Raw genomic sequence first — 16,129 nt, forward strand, 5'->3', positions numbered from 1 at the left:
CCAAGATTGCACATGAATTCCGGGGCTTTGTTTTTTTGGCCGTCCGGCCAACCTCACCACCTTACGGCGTGGTTTACCATCTAATTCGTAACGTCTATTAAACGCAGAGGTGAAATCTATCACCAGAAACTGTAATGATCAAGCATAGTGCAAAATGCACGACTTCAACCCCCTGTTTTTTCCTTTTCTATCTCATACTCACGATTGATCAGATATTCGAAAAACTCATTCTGCGACATACCTTTCCCGTCAACGAGCTGCGTCAGCTTATCTCTGGTTTCGTTCAGGATCATCAGACGAACAAACTTATGCGTATCTTTTTTACGCCGGTAAGCGAGTTTAGAACGTTCAGTTGCGCTTAATGGTTTTGGTTTTTTTTTCGTCGGTTTGGTCATCAGAGCTGGTAAGTAGCGGAAACGATGGATTTACCATAACGAAACTGGACACGCTTTGTAAGCAGATTTGAGTTAAATGAATAATAAAAGCCGGGTTTCCCCGGCCATTTTATTACTGCTGGATTTTTTGCTTAACCGCCTGCTGCGGCTGCGGCTGCGCTAAGGATTGTCCCGGCTCAGCGGTTTCAGCGCCCCACTCGCGACGGATGGCCGGTTTCCACATTTCCGCGCCGGAGTTGTCTTTGGCAATGTCTCCGTTTTTATCCAAAACAGGCACTTTCGTTTCTTTCTGGCCCAGGTCATAAAGCTTAAGGTTCTGCCCTGGCTCCGCGCCGCTGCTGTGGATAGCATTTTCCAGCCCCTGCCCCCATAGCTCCTTAATGCCTTTATTAGTTTCCACTCGCACAAAGTAGCTCTCCTGATTCTCCTTATCATGCTTGTATGGGGCCGGGCCATGTTCGATCAGGCGGCCAGTAATCACCTGCTCAGCCCTGCTGTAATCACGGCGCTGCGTGTGTTCCTGTCCGGGTTCACCGTGACCGGCGCTGACCACACCTTTAAGTTCAGAAACATGCTCGTTAGTTCGGTGATCCAGGCTGCGCGGGAAATGCCGTCCTGTATGTTGCTGGAAGTGTGCGCGCAGATATTCAAAACGATCCATAAGCTGTTCAGCGCGTTCCTGAAGGGCGTCATTGGGGCCGTTCTGTTCAAACTCACGCATAACTTCTTTCGCTTCCAGCTCTACACGATCAAACTCAACACCATAGTTGATTGAGTCATTTGACGTTGTTGTCGTGGTACTGGCTGTGGTAGCAGTCTGTCGTACCGTGTCCGGTGTAACGGTTTCCGGGCTGTCGCGCCACTGGAAATACTGCTCTTTATCGAGATCTACGCCTGTATGCTGCTTAAACGCTTCGTCAGCCTGCTGCCAGCTGCTTGCTGCGTTCGTATTTAGAAAGCGCTGGCTGTCGCCCGTCGCCTGGTCATATTTATGGATCTCGATGCTTTCCCCGCTAAGCTGGTCTTTATACTGATTTGCTAGCGCAAAGGCAGTTTTCAGCGCCTCTTCAGGTTGGAATACCTGCGGCGGGTTTTCGCTGGTCGGCCATTTGAAATCTGCGCCTGTCCATGCATACCCGTCTCTGTCCATGAGAATGATAGGCTGCGCCTGTGTGGCTTCCTGTGAAACCTTCGGCGCTGCCGGTGCGCCTTCATCTGCCGCTACCTGCTGTGACTGACCTTTGTCTCTTCCCTGCTCTGCGCCACTAATTTCAGCACCGGTATCTTCCTGTAGCTCCTGTTTGCGTTCTGCCATTCGTGCATTCATCGCTTTGTCTGTGAAATGAATGTCCATGTTTTTTTCAATCGCGGCCTCGATGACCAGATCTTTAAATTTCCTGTTACCAGTGATATTCAGCGTACTGCCGAAACGGCCTTGAGCCAGCTCAAGTGCTACGCCCACGGCCTCTTTACTGATACCGTTGCGGCGCATTTTGATGACTTCACCTGTGTCAACAAACAGCGACTTATCGGTTTTTTTATCCATGTAATGCACGGCACCATTACGCCCGCGCTTGGTATACAGATCATTCAGCTGGACGCCGGGTTGAGCCGCCTGGTTAACAGCCATGCCGGTACGGTAGATGCAGATTTTCGGGCTGGCCTGGCGCGTTGAATACGTCCGTTCTGCTGAACCATCGGAAGCGGCACAAATTTTCCCATGAGCAACGTAGTGCGTTTTTCAGGGTTACGAGACGCATAAACTTGATACGGCGTGTTTCTGTTAAACGCTCTCCGTATTTTGAAACTTTCCTGTCTGGTGAGCTGGGCGGCGCTGGGTAACTCGACCTTAAGCGGGCGGTGTTTACGGGATTTTGTAAGGGCAGAACCTTCATACTTACCCATGACTGATGCTGTACGCCTTTCAACGTCATTTAGCGAAAGCACCTTGTTAGGCCGGTGATATGGGCTGCGACTGAAACCTTCACTGACCTTGAATCCCTGGCGGGTTGCCAGTGTGTCAACAGAAGGAATGCGCAACTTAAGTGTGGCTTTCCTGGTGATACTTTGACCTGAAGACGCCGACCGGCCTTGTGTCGCCGCTGCGTTTAATTCGGTATGTCGTCGTCCTCGTCGATGGTGTACGCCGGTGGGATATTCGGAATCTCTGTTGAGGGCTGGGATGCGGGTGAACTGTCCTGTGAAGCCGGATGACTGACTGGCTGATCGTCCTCGTCCTCGTCCATGTAAAGCGCCGTGCAATCCAGAACTTCCGAATCCACGTCCGGCGCCCAGGTGTAAAGATGCTTCAGACGACAGTAGCATTTGAGATTGGTTGAATCGGTTTTTTTGCTGCGCACCAGCTCCCACAATGCCGCTGGACACGTTTTGCACGCTATCGGCAGCTGCGGCAGTTCTTCCGGTGCCAGTTTCAGTAGTACCTGATCCGTAATTTCGCGCCCGTCCAGGCCTTCGTATGGATTGCTCATCGTTGCCTCCGTATTTCTGATAGAACGCTGTTTCACAGGACTTGAGCAGTGTTACCCGTTCACCTGGTTCAGCGGTTTTGTATTTATGGCGAAGTTTTTCACCGGCTTTAGATATATATTTAAGTTCACGCGCTCTGGTTTCCCACTCATTTAAACGAGTGTCGATGATGCGCTTATCAAGAGGCGGTTTTGACAGCGCCCGATTTTCGATGAAATGCCTGCCGAAAATAGTTTCCTTAAGGTTAGTAAATTTGGCATCGCCATCGAGCTTTACAGCGATATACTCGTTTTGCTTCCCCTTATTTCTTATTTTCGTCTCACCATGACTGGCTACAAGATTATAAAAATCTTCAGTATTTCGAATGTCTTTATCAATTACACTGCGTACAAGATCTTCTTTGAAAGCGCGATTTTTTGGAAGAAAGTCGTCACCTTTATAACGCGAAAGTATATCCGCAGCAGATAAGGGGTTTACGCGAACATTTTCACGCGGAGAATGCAGCCCATACTTCTGATTAACCTGCTCCTGAAACGCCTCAAAAAACCTTTCATTACTTTCATACTTACCAACCGGATTCATTTCATTTCCGCTCAGCATATTTTTTCGTGGAACAACAATATGTATGTGCGGCTTACGATCAATCATCTCCCCGGTGCGCTTATCTTCAATTGTCTTGATTTTAGGAATGTGAGCTTCAGCATAAAAGTTAAACTCATCATTACTGTAAGCCGTCATCAGGTGTTTTTTGAAATCCTGCGTAATATTATGCAGCGTTTCGTTGCTCACTTCATCTTCTTTAAAAGACATAGTGAAAGTTAAGTAACGCTCCTGACCTTTATCGGGAATGCTTTCATAAACTTTCCTGGTAACATCAAGATCACCATCCAGAATAACACGCTCATCAAGTTCATCGCGCGTAAAATCCCTGCCGTTCTTGATACCTTCTTCAAGATATTCCTGAACGCCAGAATTATACCCGCTACACCTAATCAGCATTATCCACCCCGGACAGTAAAATATCGCGAATACTGATTAAGGTGTTTAGGTATTTCCGGTATAATCGTTCTGATACTTTACCATTTAAATGATGAACATTTACCCTATGCGCAAGCTGATTAAGGTTATTACTCGCCTTATTAGTCAGAAATAAAAGCCTCTGATAATCTTTAGAAGGTGCAGCTTTAACGGTGAGATTAACATTAGAGTTAATAAAAACCTCGCGGAAAAATTCGCTTTTGCTCATGTTAGAGGCGGCAATCTTTTCTTCAAAGATCGCGGCTTCCTCATCCGTAAGACGGAAGCTGTATGCGTGCGATTTATTTTTCTTTTCCGACATACTCACGCCCCTGATCTGGTTAATGACAACAACAACAACGACAACTCTACTAACCGCAGGCACCTGCGGGGTTTCAAAGGGGCACCCCCTTTGGCACCAACGATTTTACGAACTGCGAAGCAGTTTGTAAACATCGGTGACGTGCCTCTCACCAACATACCTGCACTCATGTTTAGAGCAAAAGTAAGCAAAAAGGATGCAAAAAGAAAGCATAAAGTAAGCACAAAGAAAGCATATATATCAATAAGAAAGCACAAAGTAAGCAAAAAGAAAGCAATTAGAAAGCAATTAGAAAGCAAAAACTAGGTGACAATGCTGATCACATGGTTATAATCAGTTTCCATCAAGGGAGAGAGCTGAAGATGACCAAAGATGAGATAACCGAAACGCTGAAGCCTCTAGCCGACGCAATCACTCTTGGAATAGCCAGTAAACAGCATGTATTCAATGAGAACCTGGAGCTGGTGATCACATGCAAACGTAGAGGAATAAGTAACAAGCTGATTACGGAATGCATCAACGAAAACGTACCAGCAGAAAAAGCCATCGACATTACATACCTGAAAAACATCCTGTATCGAGCAGGTTATAAAAGAAACAGCGATAAAGCTGTGTCTAAACCAGAAAGTAAGATTGTCAGTGATCGTGCGGTAACTGGTCACGATGAAGAAACAGAAAGTAAATCTGTTTCACAGGATGAGTTTCAGCAGTATCTGAACGTCTGTTTCAAGAATGAAAGAGTCGCACAGAGAGCCATTGATGGTGGAGTTTCAGTAGAAACAATTGAATCGTGGAAAGCGCCGAATGCAACCCGGTTGAGTTCAACCCTGAGCAACTATTTAAACAGTAAATAAGGATTATATATGTACCTTAAAATTGCAGTTATGAATCACAGCGGTAATGTCGGAAAAACCACCCTGTGTGAAACGCTCTTACAGCCTCGTCTGGAAGGTTCAGAAATCATCCGCGTAGAAACTATTAACAGTGATGGTACAACCGAAGAAAAGTTGTCAGCCAAACAATACGACGAGATTATCAAACGCATTGATGACGTTGATTGCACCATTATCGACATTGGCTCATCAAACATCGAACAATTTCTTGTCCAGATGAATGAATATCAGGGAAGCCACGATCTAATTGATTACTTCCTTATTCCGGTAACTGTACAGGACAAACAACAGCGTGATTCTATTGCGACGGTTCACAACCTTTTAGATATGGGCGTTGAGGAAGAAAGAATCAAAGTGGTTTATAATTTCGCTGAAAAAGACACGGATATTGAACGCCAGTTTGCTATTTTTCTTTCTGATAAAACATGCAAAAAAATTGCCGGAAAAAATCGGGCAATTGTATACAACAACAATATCTTTAATCTCTTGCATAAATCCGGCCTGAAATACAAAGAAGTTTATAAAGATGACCGCGACTTCCGCACCCTGATCCGAAGCGCAGCATCAGTAGAAGAACGTCAGGAACTTTCAAATCTGCGGGCCGTTAAAATGCTGATGAACGGTTTCAACGCGGATTTAGATGTCGCATTTGAAAACCTTAAACTGGCATAATGAAATAAGGCAGGTATTACCTGCCTTTTTTACAGGTGACGAAATGAGCAAAGCATTATCCGAAGAACTTAAAGACGTGCATATCAAACTTTTGCTTGAAGATATGCTCTTACTTGAGCAAAAAATTAATGCAATTCCCGAAGAGTTAAAAGGCAGTCTCGCGCAGGTACGGCACAGCATCGAGCAGCTTCCCGATCAACTCGGTGCCAGCCTTGAAAAACTTGCCGCTGGCGTTGATGAAGCTGAAAAAAGCTATGAGGAAATTGCAATCAGGCATCAGGCCATCATCAATCAGCAGCTCGATGAAGCGAAAATAGATCTCAGAAACCGCATTACGGCTGAGGTGGCCGACAGTATGCGTGATGCACACCTTCAGCTTAACCAGCTGGCCCGTAAAATCGAGTCGGTGAACAAAGAAGCCGGTTTTACGAACAGCAAAAGCTGGTTTGCTGTACTGGTAATGGGATTTGTCACGTTTCTTTCTGTGTCGGGTCTGCTGGGTCTGCTCTTTGTGCTTTCTCAGAAAGGAGGATGACATGATCCGAAAAATGGCTCTGACACTGGCGCTTCTTACAGGAGCGCCCTGTTTTTTTCACAGCACATCAGCTGTAGCCTCAGCGCCCGTTCAGGTCGCTTTCAGCCCCGGTAATGCAGAATCCGTAATCGTTGACGTTATCGGCGGTGCGCAGAAAAGCATTTTAATGGCCGCATACAGCTTCACAAGCCGTCCGGTTGCGCAGGCACTACTTGAGGCGCAGAAAAGAGGTGTACACGTTTACGTTGTCGGTGATGCTGAACAGGCCAGTAAATCGTATTCGTCTTTTACCTACCTGGCGAACCACAAAATAAACGTGCGGCTGAATGCCGATTTTCAGTCCATGCATAACAAGTTTATGGTGATCGATAACGCTTTAGTCCAGACAGGGAGCTTTAATTACACAGCAGCGGCCACAAAAAAGAATGCTGAAAACATTGTCGTCATTGATGACAGGCAAGCCGCGCAGAAATTTAGTGCCTACTGGAAAGCGATCTATAACACCTCTTCACCTCTTTTACCTCGTTACTGAATCCCTCTTCAGACCTCGCAGAACCGCGCCTGTAGGCTCAAGGGGCCGCAGGCGTCCCCTTTCCCCAACACCCGGACAAATCACGCCCTGCGTGCCGCTGGCGCGTCACCCAGCCCGCTCAGCCGGGCGGGCCGGGCGCTGTGCAGCAGCTGCGTGGCGTGTGGGGCCGGATCGGCTCAGCAGGAAGGGGGTTGGGTTTAGCAGGGTATGCCGGGCCGTAACCGCCTGACGGCGGGCCTCGCCGCCCCTGACCGGCGCAGTTCCCCTTACCCGCATCTGGCGGCTTTCATGCCCTCCGGGCATAAAAAAAGGCTGCATAGGCAGCCTGAAGTTCGTGGTTTTTTTTTATAAGTGGTACATGCTGTGAAACTCATCAAGAATCATCAGAGGCCGTCCGGGTCTTTTACCACGGAAAAAGCGTCCTCTTGGCAACCGTTCGCCGGGCTTGAGCCGGTGAATCCATTCTTTGTAGGCGGCATGGTTTTTAATGCGGCTACCATTGAGACTGACTAGTGAACCGTCATCACCGATTTTCACGCCGAAATCAGCAAGCCTCTGCGTAACCTCAAAAAACCTCACCTTAGAAAAAGCCCTGCCTAACTCTTCATGACTTTTCATGCTGAACCCCTTTATCGTGAGTTGGCATCTTTAAATGATAAACCTTGAGCGATTTAAATGGTGTAACAAGGCCATCATCGCAACGCATAAAATACCCGTTCGGTTTCTGCGCTATTGCCATCATCCCCCTGTCTTTACCGCAGACCTTATCGAACAGCTCCACCGAATCGCCTAGATGCGCATGATCTACTTGAAAAGGCACATCCAGCGTCTTGGTTAACCAGAGCGGATAAGCGCCGTCACCACGCCAGACCTGTAATTCAATCATCGCGCCAACGCCGTACAACCCCAGCAGAACATATAGGCCGATTATCGCTTTTTTCGCCGTCATCTTCCCTTTCATAACGCCCCCTTCATCATTGTATAACGTTATACACTGTACTATTTCTTTACCGGTTTGCGTCCCGGTTTTGGCCTGTTCAGCTCAGCCTCCCGGATGAGTTCAGACCGATGATCCTCACTCATTCTCTCCAGTGCCATAAGGCCCGCCCGCAGTACGCTGATACGCAGCGCAAAATATTGTTCACTGTACTCATCAAACTTCGCGATATCTTCGTCGAGCAGCGGAAAATTCACCCTGGTAACGATACTGCCGGAAGCGGGACGGTGACTCGTTTCGCTCACCAGATCGCGAAGGGTTTTCGTTTCATCAATATTGTTCAGTGCAGGACTGACTTTGAGTTTTGTGGTGCGCTTATTCATAACGGTTCCTTTGGCGTATAACGTTATACACTAATGATTACACAGCCAGAAGATTCAGTTCTTTAAGCAGAAGTTCAATTTCACCCCGCGCCGTGTTTACGCCACGATCGTTATATTCGTGTACGGAAAGCCCCAGGTTGTATGCTCGTTTATAGGGCTTGCGCTGGTAGAGACGCTGACGCGCAACCGGCAGCCAGTTCTCCTGATCTGCTTCGATATCGCGGCGAAAATTCGTTGCATCCTGATCCGCTGGATGGGTATCGCACTTATTCATAACCAGGACAGCTTTCAGCTGCTTGTTGACCGACGCCTGATACTGCCGCACATCTGCAACCATCCGGCCCAGCGTATTGATTTCAATCTGCGATGAGGGGTCTACAAGGGAGATAAACAGATCGGCTACTGAAAGACATTTGCTGAACTCCGGGGAACGGCGTCCGGGTGCATCGAGAAGCACAATGTCATATTTCTTATCCAGCTTCCGGGCCATTGCCGGAATATCGTGATAGCACTCATAGTAATCCACATCCGGCGTTATCTCGCTGGCGCGGCGGTCATCAATCCAGTCTTTGATGCTGTGCTGGTCGTCGCACTCCAGGGCTGCAATGCGCTGGCCGCTTTTGATGATCAGGCACATCAGCAAATGAATGTAGATAGTGGATTTCCCGACGCCGCCTTTGTGGCTACCTACCAGAATAATCATGTTGTCACCTTTAATGTATAACGTTACACACCAATGTTTGCTGTGCAAATTATCACACAGCCGATAAGGTAGTTATACACACTTGAAAGCTGACAATCAATTAGTGTGTAACATTATACACTAATATTTTTTGCTGTTCTGGATCAGTGTGGCTGCTTCTTCCCGGCTCATACCAAATCTTACAGCCCGCGTTCCGGCAACGGTCGCTTCCAGCGCCATCGCCTCAAGGTAAATCTGTGTGGATTTGAAATTCCGGTGTCCCAGCAGTGTTTTCAGCGTCATAGGATCGGCCCCGCAGTAAAGCAGGTGCATAGCGTAGCTGTGCCGGAACGTGTGTGGCGTTACGGGGACAGAGAAAACCATCCCCTCACTTTCACAGCGCGTTACAGCGTCACTCAGCCAGTTTCTGATTGTGTCGTCGCCAATGCCCCACAGCCGCTTTGTCTGGTGCTTGCAGAACGTGGTTATGTAGTCTCGCAGCCGCAGCGTGAATCCCTCATCAAACAGCGGTACATCGCGCAGCGTGTCTTTCGGTGGGCGTCCGGGCCGCCCCTGTTGCTTTAGCGTGACCAGCGACACAAACGGGCGCGACGGCCAGCGTTCGCCTGTGTGAACGTCTTTAGGCGTAAGTGCCAGCGCTTCACTGAGCCTTGCGCCGGTATTCCACAGCACATCAAAGTACATGCGGCGGCGCAGATCGGGAAAGCCGTGCGCAAGCAGCAGCGTGATTTCAGGCTCAAGCAGGTACTTCGGCAATTCCGCCTGGCGGCTGGCAACCTGACGCACGGCCAGCGCCATTTCAAAATCAATCCGGGGCGTGGCGATGCGCGAGACTGCACTGTGTGAAATCTGCGAAATTTCCGGGGGTGAACTGCTCAAGTTTTTTATCTCCACACTCTGCCGGATATGTTAAGGCGTACCATTATGATAGGGGAGGGGGCCGGAAGAGTCGCGGAGAAAAACCCCCTCTGAAGATGATCAGGTGTTCGGGGAAACTTCCACTCAGAGAGGAAAAACCGAATGCCGGGACGGGGTACAGTTTAATTAACCCCGAAATATACGGAGGATGAATCAACCCGCCCCGGCACAACATATGGTAGCACCGGCAGCTATACGAGACACCATATATAGCGTTTGAGGGCTTTCAAACGGGTAAAAACCAGCCTTTCAGTTTTACTGAACAAGTAAGACCTCTGTAGCGCCGCCGGTCGCAGCTGGCCAGCGTTCTGCAGCGGCATCGAGCGCCAGCCTCTTTTCAATAAAAACAGCGACTTATAAAATTTTGCTGAAATTTAAAGTTGGTCAGAAAATCTGAACGGCGGGGCCGGTCGTGGAAACTCGGTAAACTGGGCGTTTTACCGAATGCCCGGAGAAGGACGTAAAAAAACCGCCTGGCGGCGGCTCTGCGCATTACAGATCAGGCGTGAAGGTTTCTATCATAAACATTATCCACGCAGCCAAAAGCCCCCCCGCCAGCAAAGCAGCAACTGCAAGCTTGGCGTAAAAGTGCCAGGCCGGGACGGGCTTAGCCCATATATCCCTGTGGGCGGTTGAGTCTGATCCTGAGTCTGACAGTGATTCTACGAGCATTTTAATTAATGGCAGGGCGCACAGTGCAAACAGCGCCAGCGTAAACAGATGAGTACCCCATTGCATAATGTCACCTCTTAAAGCGGCGGTTATTCTGTTTCCAGCTCGGAAAGCTGACCTACCGTGATCTCAGTGAGGCCGGTATCAGCAAAATTTCCTTTCCCCGACTCCGTATCAAAGTTGCCAGCCGTGAACTGGTGAACGTCACGCCAGATAACAAAGCAGGTAGGGCAGGTGATTGGCAGATCGCCTTCAGCCAGCTTTTCACAGTTTTCAATCACCATGCCCTCTTCGTTACGACTGATATTGTAGCCGCTTGTGCAGAGCGTCTCATAGCCGTGCGCCCCGGTGACAATATGCGTTGCAACCCTTTCTCTGACCGTCCCGTTCACTAATAGCTGTTCGCATGTCGTTATCGTTCGCATCTGGTCAATCCTTATTTAAACGAAAGAAAGTTGTTGAACCGTCAGCCTGGAAATGGCATTCGTTTGAAATACACCATAAATTATTACCATCAGCAGGAACACCCTTATCAGACTCTGGTCTTTTCAGAACGACAAGAATTTCATTTGCATTTAGAAACTTATGATAATCCTGATAAGTACCATCTACAGTAATCTTATCTCCTTTTTGAGTGTAAATTACTGACGTGTTTCCGAAGTAGCTTTTATGCTCTTCTATCTTCTCAAGTTTGCCGACAGAAATATATGACCAGTTATCTGTAAGCAGATAATTAATTTTTTTCTGGAAAAGCCAGAAAATGGCGAAAACAATTAATATTACTAATATCAGTAATAGCTTAGTCGCCTTACCTGGCTTGTATTTGTCATACGCTTTATATTCGCGTGAAGTGTCTGTTTTCATGCCTACCTCTTGATAATTAATGGCTTTTAGGTGCCAGATAAGCTTAATCAGTTACGCTAATCGGCTGGTCGTCGTAAACTTATTCAAGTGGCTTGCAGCACTCTGGTAAACCAGGTCAGACCTTAAGGAAATCATAAGTTCATTGACCGGATGAATAATAAACTCATCCCCGGATTCCGTTACGCATGACACCCTTGAATGAGATAGCGCCTGGATATCTGAATGCGCGCCGATGATAGTGCGATCGTGCTGCATAACATATTTAATACGTGAAACAGGAATACTGAATTTATCAAAATTATTTTCAGCACGAAATTTATAGCAAGTCAACAGGCTGGTATTTTCGCAGTCGAGTTTATAGCAATATTTAAACTTATCAGAAAGGTAGTCAAAGAGCCTGACAAATTTCGACGGGTCATCACCGTGTCTTTCTGCATCCTCAACAATCGCAATAATATAATTGATGATTTCTATTCTGGAGTGTTCCTCTGCAATATTAAGCAAATCAGATTCTTTACTTTTTTCATAATCGTTCAATGCTGAAAAACACGTCTCACTAATAGCCGATTTAACATGGTCTTTGTTTGACGTAGCATTATTAATATTCTGGTAACATACAAACATTTAAAGCTCCTTAATTAAACTGACGGTTGGATATAGAAAAGTATACGCCGAATACCAGTAATACACCTGCCATGACAGAAAACCCAACACTCAATAAATTCGAAAAAAGGAATCCTGAAATAATGATATCCATGTTTAATTTCTTGATGAAAAAAGAAGCAATGTAGCTCATGACGGAAAAATACAGCGCCCCGCAAAAAAACTTAAGTGATCCGTTTTCATACATCCATGAAATAAATACGGCCATCACTGCAAATAAAAGTGTAGCCGCATAGTATGTGACAAGTGCTAAAGATGTGATACCCGCAGAGATATTGAAAGAATTTTTAATGTCGTATGAACTATTTGCCCAGAGTGCAACACCCAGGAATAATACAAACACCATCAGGAAAATTAGTTTTTTCATAGATTCCTCGCTTATCTGTTCCCTGCTAATATTTATTTAAAAAACCATACAAACAAAATCAGTGCGAGGCACATTGCACCAACCACAGCAACTTTTCTCAGATCGTTCATATTTCCTCCTTTAGTATCAGATTGGTGGTTGTATTTCTCAATATCTTTATTCTGTATCAAAACCGATAGCTATAATTTTTTCATCGTTGCCTACAGATTTAATATCTATAGCAAGATTTAGTGGCTTTGTTACGCTGAGTAAGCGAGGTGTAAGCTCTTCACATTCAGCTAAGTTACCGTATGCTGTCATACAGGCAATGTTCAGATCTCCATGCTCTGCTTCCTGGTTTTCCAGCCAAAGACGTAGTTCCGAGGATTTCATATCATAAGCTCCTGAGTGGCGGGGTTTAACCCCGCATTTTCTGGACTGTAATTCAGCCCATTGTGATCTTGATACTCGCGCCACATGCCGCCGCGTATCTTTCAAGGGTTGTGATACTGGCTTTACTGGCGTTCTTCTCCAGCTTGCTCACGGCAGGCTGTGTAATCCCCATACGCTCAGCTACCTGCGTGCTGTTGATGCCAGCCCTGCGGCGCAGATCAGCAAGCAGCTCCTGTAGCTCTTCTTCTTTTTTCTCCGCAAGATAAGCAGCCATCACGTCAGGATTTTTTAAAGATTGTGCTTTAACTTCCGCGAAGGAAACGCCTTTAACTTTCATCTGTCAGCTCCTCAAGTCTTTTCAAAGCCAGTTTTATTTCTGCCGGTGGCGTTCTGGGTGTTTTTTTAATAAAGGTGCGCAAGATATAGATTTTGCGGCCTTTAGCAAAAGCAAAAAAGGTGCGCGTAATGTCCTTTTTCCCCGCCCTTAATTCAAAAAGCCCCTCCTGAATAATATCCGTGTGAGGATAACGTAACTGATTGCCCTGCGACTCCAGCTTGTCGAGTGCGGCTAACGCCTTACCCTGCATCGCGCTGTCCAGCTCAAGCAATTCCTGTTGTGCTTCAGGATGGAATATCAATTCAAACACTTAGCAGCCCCTTTCCTGTGTTGCACCAAACTGTTATGTCCATGCACAGATAATAACTCAAAGGTTATCATAACTCAAGGGTTATACATAACCCAAAGGCTATTATTTTGAAAAGTTTCTTTCCAGTGCCTGAGTGGCAAGTATCGCCATACGTGGTGGCGATTTCTTCTCATACACTTTGTAAGTACGCAGTGAAACGCCCAGTTCCTCGGCTGCACGTTCCTGACTCCAGCCTAAACCCCGACGCCACAGGCGTAGTTCAAACCCTGTCATACGCTTTCCACACTCAACATTAAACAGCGCTTAAAGTGCAGAATCTGCACTTTTTCCATGTTATTGCTCACTAACATCTTTAATATAAATCGCTGCAATTATGATCACAAAACAAGCAGTGCATACAATAGGGGAAAAATATTCCGGGTGTGTCTCTTTGATTACGCAGGCTGCGAATCCATATAAAAATGTCGCAATTAAAAAACGGAAAAAAAGCTTTTTCATTACACTTCCTTTTTTTATGGATTTTTCGCGTTATTTTTTAGCGACGCACTGAATCACAATTGCCAGTAGTAAGACAAAGAGACTGACACCCCATGCGTAAGGGGTAAAATATTAAGGAAGAAAATCCTTGTACACAAAAGCCGCTACACCAAACAGAGACAGCGCCATAATCATGCGTAGAAAAATTTCCATTACATATCCTTTTTATCGTCTTCAGAGTCTGACAAATGCTGCTTTACCATTGAGGCATTATAATATTCGTCAGCTATATAATTAACCATATCAATAAATGTCATGGCCTTTCCCTTTCGCCACAAATTATCATCATGGCAGGTAATCCCTTCCATCAGCGTATAATTACCGCCCTTCAGCTTTGTAAAAGCCTGTCCTTTATCATTGCATTTGTAGGCATCTGACATAGAAACCTTTAAAGGTGATGTTAAATCAGGAACAGGAATACCGACCGCGTATAACGCGGGGGGAACCAAAAGCACTGATGATGCTAAAGCTAAAACTAACCTTTTTTTCATTACATTCTCTGCCTCGTTAGAGACGGGCAGTTTAAACTAGCCTGCCCGGTTATTATCATTTAATCATCCAGGTCGCCGCAACCCATCGGGCAACAGTCACGATCAATACCGTGGCAGCAGATACCATTTTCACGATCCTGGCGAATCTCATCAGCAATTTCTTCAGCCGTCATATAATCAAACTCTTCGCGGGCCATCGCCCTTGCATCATCCTGATACACAGCCGGAATATCGCGAAGAAGCCTGTCTATGCCTGCGCTAAGACGACGCTGATAAAGTTCGTAAATAAGACCGGAATTTGGCATGAGTCCTTTTGAAATCTCTGCGCATTGATCTCTGAAGCTATCAATAATTATTTTTTCACTGCTCATGGCTTATCCTCATAAGTTGCTGAACTACGGGATAAATATAACATCAGGCCCAAAATAAAGCAACATAATATGATGCATTATTCAGGCTAAAATTGCTACATGAAGGCTATAATGTATGCAACAACTGCCAGGGGTATAAGAACGGGATTGGCTTTCCTTAAAAACGCTACCGGTTCGCCTGACCAGCAAGCCATAATTATTACGCAGACGCTTACCCCAATCATACCCGCCCGAACCAGGGTTAAGATTATTTCAGTCGTAATCATGTTAGAAAGCCTGAATACGCTCACATATCCTGAAATATTTCCCCCTGGGTAAGCGCTCACCCTTTTTCAGGCGATCTACCCAATCTTTAAAAGCAGGATTGCTGCCTTTAAAGCCGGGGATCAGCATTCTTTTTGCTGGATGACGAAAAAGGTTTTTTACCGCCTCTTCAACCTGGTCATTACCTCCGAAGCTGACGATTTTTTCCTGAGCGGCATTAATCGTAATCTCCTGAACGGGTTCAACCGTAATGGTTCGTTCGCTCTTATGAGTCATTGTTTCTCTCCTTAGATATTTACCAGCGGAATGATAGGGGGGATGCCCCCCCTGATATTAACGCTCCAGTGCCTGCATTTCAGCCTTTAACTGGCTTGGTGTCTGCGGGCGGGAATGGCTCTGAGGCTTCCAGCTGCGCTCGAACTGTATATTGTCGCGCTGAAAAACGTATTTGCCGTTACGCTCACCGATGAATTTACGAATCATTTTTTATCCTCTAAGTTGCTGAACCACAATATAAATATAGCAAACCCCCCAGAATAAAGCAACATATTATGATGCATTCTGGCAATTTAATCAGACTCCGTACCGATGCCCGGAGGGCATGAAAGCCGCCAGATGCGGGTAAGGGGAACTGCGCCGGTCAGGGGCGGCGAGGCCCGCCGTCAGGCGGTTACGGCCCGGCATACCCTGCTAAACCCAACCCCCTTCCTGCTGAGCCGATCCGGCCCCACACACCACGCAGCTGCTGCACAGCGCCCGGCCCGCCCGGCTGAGCGGGCTGGGTGACGCGCCAGCGGCACACAGGGCGTGATTTGTCCGGGTGTTGGGGAAAGGGGACGCCTGCGGCCCCTTGAGCCTACAGGCGCGGTTCTGTGGCCCTACAGGCAGCATTCACTGTAAACGGCACAGGGCGCCATAAAGTTTTGCAGAGGATGACGAGGCCCGCAGGGCTGAGGAACCCCAAAGGGGCGGGGCGGGCGCGTAGCGTCCGGGCGAGTCCGGCGCAGGGTGTGGCCGTCAAGCGGAGCGCGGAGGGCGAAGCCCGGAGGCGTCAGTGGCCGCCGCCCGCGTGAGCGGGGCGAGACGG

General features: G+C 47.1%; 27 protein-coding genes and 1 pseudogene. 5 read left to right on the forward strand and 23 right to left on the reverse strand.

The features are described 5' to 3' along the window. Positions 1 to 164: 164 nt before the first annotated feature. From AFL22_RS19605 to AFL22_RS19630, 4 genes are all read right to left on the reverse strand, one after another. The gene (locus AFL22_RS19605) at positions 165 to 395 is read right to left on the reverse strand and encodes a RepB family protein (RefSeq protein WP_052271982.1); all 231 of its coding nucleotides are present in this window, start codon (positions 393 to 395) and stop codon (positions 165 to 167) included. 112 nt (positions 396 to 507) lie between these two features. Continuing rightward, complete coding sequence (locus tag AFL22_RS19610) at positions 508 to 2,025, reverse strand: LPD7 domain-containing protein (protein ID WP_052271983.1); 1,518 nt, start codon at positions 2,023 to 2,025, stop codon at positions 508 to 510. Continuing rightward, positions 1,986 to 3,881, reverse strand: a complete 1,896-nt coding sequence (locus AFL22_RS24110; RefSeq protein ID WP_072123958.1) for a relaxase/mobilization nuclease domain-containing protein — start codon at positions 3,879 to 3,881, stop codon at positions 1,986 to 1,988. Before AFL22_RS24110 ends, AFL22_RS19610 begins: the two co-directional genes overlap by 40 nt. After that, complete coding sequence (locus tag AFL22_RS19630) at positions 3,871 to 4,221, reverse strand: ribbon-helix-helix domain-containing protein (RefSeq protein ID WP_052271987.1); 351 nt, start codon at positions 4,219 to 4,221, stop codon at positions 3,871 to 3,873. The genes AFL22_RS24110 and AFL22_RS19630 overlap by 11 nt, the downstream gene beginning before the upstream one ends. A gap of 90 nt (positions 4,222 to 4,311) precedes the next feature. On the opposite strand from AFL22_RS19630, the gene AFL22_RS24115 reads away from it, so the two are divergent. The 5 genes from AFL22_RS24115 to AFL22_RS19650 are packed head-to-tail and all read left to right on the forward strand — an operon-like array spanning position 4,312 to position 6,853. Next, positions 4,312 to 4,527, forward strand: coding sequence for a hypothetical protein (locus tag AFL22_RS24115; RefSeq protein ID WP_156311603.1), 216 nt, complete (start codon positions 4,312 to 4,314; stop codon positions 4,525 to 4,527). A 56-nt stretch (positions 4,528 to 4,583) separates the two neighbouring features. After that, positions 4,584 to 5,075, forward strand: coding sequence for a hypothetical protein (locus tag AFL22_RS19635; protein WP_156311604.1), 492 nt, complete (start codon positions 4,584 to 4,586; stop codon positions 5,073 to 5,075). Between the two features lie 9 nt (positions 5,076 to 5,084). Beyond that, a complete protein-coding gene (stbB, locus tag AFL22_RS19640) occupies positions 5,085 to 5,786 on the forward strand; it encodes a StbB family protein (protein WP_052271989.1) in 702 nt (233 codons plus the stop codon). A gap of 43 nt (positions 5,787 to 5,829) precedes the next feature. Then, entirely contained in the window at positions 5,830 to 6,321 is a 492-nt protein-coding gene (locus tag AFL22_RS19645) for a hypothetical protein (protein WP_052271990.1), read from the forward strand. Between the two features lies 1 nt (position 6,322). Beyond that, positions 6,323 to 6,853, forward strand: coding sequence for a phospholipase D family protein (locus AFL22_RS19650; RefSeq protein ID WP_052271991.1), 531 nt, complete (start codon positions 6,323 to 6,325; stop codon positions 6,851 to 6,853). A 345-nt stretch (positions 6,854 to 7,198) separates the two neighbouring features. Here AFL22_RS19650 and AFL22_RS19655 read toward each other — a convergent pair whose 3' ends face one another. The 19 genes and pseudogenes from AFL22_RS19655 to AFL22_RS24130 form a co-directional block, all read right to left on the reverse strand. Beyond that, positions 7,199 to 7,471 carry a hypothetical protein gene (locus tag AFL22_RS19655; protein WP_052271992.1) on the reverse strand — a complete coding sequence of 91 codons (273 nt, stop codon included), beginning with the start codon at positions 7,469 to 7,471 and terminating at the stop codon, positions 7,199 to 7,201. Further along, positions 7,458 to 7,814: a hypothetical protein gene (locus AFL22_RS19660; protein WP_052271993.1), complete on the reverse strand. Its 357-nt coding sequence runs from the start codon at positions 7,812 to 7,814 to the stop codon at positions 7,458 to 7,460. The genes AFL22_RS19655 and AFL22_RS19660 overlap by 14 nt, the downstream gene beginning before the upstream one ends. Before the next feature lie 38 nt (positions 7,815 to 7,852). Further along, positions 7,853 to 8,173 (reverse strand): hypothetical protein, encoded by a 321-nt coding sequence (locus tag AFL22_RS19665; protein WP_052271994.1) that lies wholly within the window; start codon positions 8,171 to 8,173, stop codon positions 7,853 to 7,855. 37 nt (positions 8,174 to 8,210) lie between these two features. Further along, positions 8,211 to 8,876: a division plane positioning ATPase MipZ gene (locus tag AFL22_RS19670; protein ID WP_052271995.1), complete on the reverse strand. Its 666-nt coding sequence runs from the start codon at positions 8,874 to 8,876 to the stop codon at positions 8,211 to 8,213. A 120-nt stretch (positions 8,877 to 8,996) separates the two neighbouring features. Then, the gene (locus AFL22_RS19675) at positions 8,997 to 9,755 is read right to left on the reverse strand and encodes a site-specific integrase (RefSeq protein ID WP_072123960.1); all 759 of its coding nucleotides are present in this window, start codon (positions 9,753 to 9,755) and stop codon (positions 8,997 to 8,999) included. 531 nt (positions 9,756 to 10,286) lie between these two features. Further along, positions 10,287 to 10,532, reverse strand: a complete 246-nt coding sequence (locus AFL22_RS19680) for a hypothetical protein (RefSeq protein WP_052271996.1) — start codon at positions 10,530 to 10,532, stop codon at positions 10,287 to 10,289. A gap of 23 nt (positions 10,533 to 10,555) precedes the next feature. Continuing rightward, the gene (locus tag AFL22_RS19685; protein ID WP_052271997.1) at positions 10,556 to 10,891 is read right to left on the reverse strand and encodes a hypothetical protein; all 336 of its coding nucleotides are present in this window, start codon (positions 10,889 to 10,891) and stop codon (positions 10,556 to 10,558) included. A 4-nt stretch (positions 10,892 to 10,895) separates the two neighbouring features. After that, positions 10,896 to 11,330: a hypothetical protein gene (locus AFL22_RS19690; RefSeq protein WP_052271998.1), complete on the reverse strand. Its 435-nt coding sequence runs from the start codon at positions 11,328 to 11,330 to the stop codon at positions 10,896 to 10,898. A gap of 51 nt (positions 11,331 to 11,381) precedes the next feature. Further along, a complete protein-coding gene (locus AFL22_RS19695) occupies positions 11,382 to 11,954 on the reverse strand; it encodes a hypothetical protein (RefSeq protein WP_052271999.1) in 573 nt (190 codons plus the stop codon). Between the two features lie 10 nt (positions 11,955 to 11,964). Continuing rightward, the gene (locus AFL22_RS19700; RefSeq protein ID WP_052272000.1) at positions 11,965 to 12,360 is read right to left on the reverse strand and encodes a hypothetical protein; all 396 of its coding nucleotides are present in this window, start codon (positions 12,358 to 12,360) and stop codon (positions 11,965 to 11,967) included. A 156-nt stretch (positions 12,361 to 12,516) separates the two neighbouring features. After that, positions 12,517 to 12,732: a hypothetical protein gene (locus AFL22_RS19705; protein WP_052272001.1), complete on the reverse strand. Its 216-nt coding sequence runs from the start codon at positions 12,730 to 12,732 to the stop codon at positions 12,517 to 12,519. A gap of 52 nt (positions 12,733 to 12,784) precedes the next feature. Then, a complete protein-coding gene (locus AFL22_RS19710) occupies positions 12,785 to 13,069 on the reverse strand; it encodes a helix-turn-helix transcriptional regulator (protein WP_052272002.1) in 285 nt (94 codons plus the stop codon). Further along, a complete protein-coding gene (locus AFL22_RS19715; RefSeq protein ID WP_052272003.1) occupies positions 13,059 to 13,379 on the reverse strand; it encodes a type II toxin-antitoxin system RelE/ParE family toxin in 321 nt (106 codons plus the stop codon). Before AFL22_RS19715 ends, AFL22_RS19710 begins: the two co-directional genes overlap by 11 nt. A gap of 123 nt (positions 13,380 to 13,502) precedes the next feature. Continuing rightward, positions 13,503 to 13,652 (reverse strand): annotated as a pseudogene (locus AFL22_RS24120) (helix-turn-helix transcriptional regulator); the annotation flags it as partial. A 60-nt stretch (positions 13,653 to 13,712) separates the two neighbouring features. After that, on the reverse strand, positions 13,713 to 13,877 hold the full coding sequence (locus AFL22_RS24125) for a hypothetical protein (protein WP_156311605.1): 165 nt from the start codon (positions 13,875 to 13,877) through the stop codon (positions 13,713 to 13,715). 191 nt (positions 13,878 to 14,068) lie between these two features. Continuing rightward, on the reverse strand, positions 14,069 to 14,407 hold the full coding sequence (locus tag AFL22_RS19720) for a hypothetical protein (protein ID WP_156311606.1): 339 nt from the start codon (positions 14,405 to 14,407) through the stop codon (positions 14,069 to 14,071). Positions 14,408 to 14,466: 59 nt separating this feature from the next. Further along, on the reverse strand, positions 14,467 to 14,778 hold the full coding sequence (locus AFL22_RS19725; protein WP_052272005.1) for a hypothetical protein: 312 nt from the start codon (positions 14,776 to 14,778) through the stop codon (positions 14,467 to 14,469). A gap of 267 nt (positions 14,779 to 15,045) precedes the next feature. After that, positions 15,046 to 15,318: a hypothetical protein gene (locus AFL22_RS19730; protein ID WP_052272006.1), complete on the reverse strand. Its 273-nt coding sequence runs from the start codon at positions 15,316 to 15,318 to the stop codon at positions 15,046 to 15,048. Between the two features lie 57 nt (positions 15,319 to 15,375). Beyond that, the gene (locus AFL22_RS24130; RefSeq protein WP_156311607.1) at positions 15,376 to 15,525 is read right to left on the reverse strand and encodes a hypothetical protein; all 150 of its coding nucleotides are present in this window, start codon (positions 15,523 to 15,525) and stop codon (positions 15,376 to 15,378) included. Positions 15,526 to 16,129 lie beyond the last annotated feature (604 nt).

Origin of the sequence: Pantoea sp. CFSAN033090, from assembly GCF_001264395.1 — a bacterium.
Lineage (GTDB): Bacteria > Pseudomonadota > Gammaproteobacteria > Enterobacterales > Enterobacteriaceae > Pantoea > Pantoea agglomerans.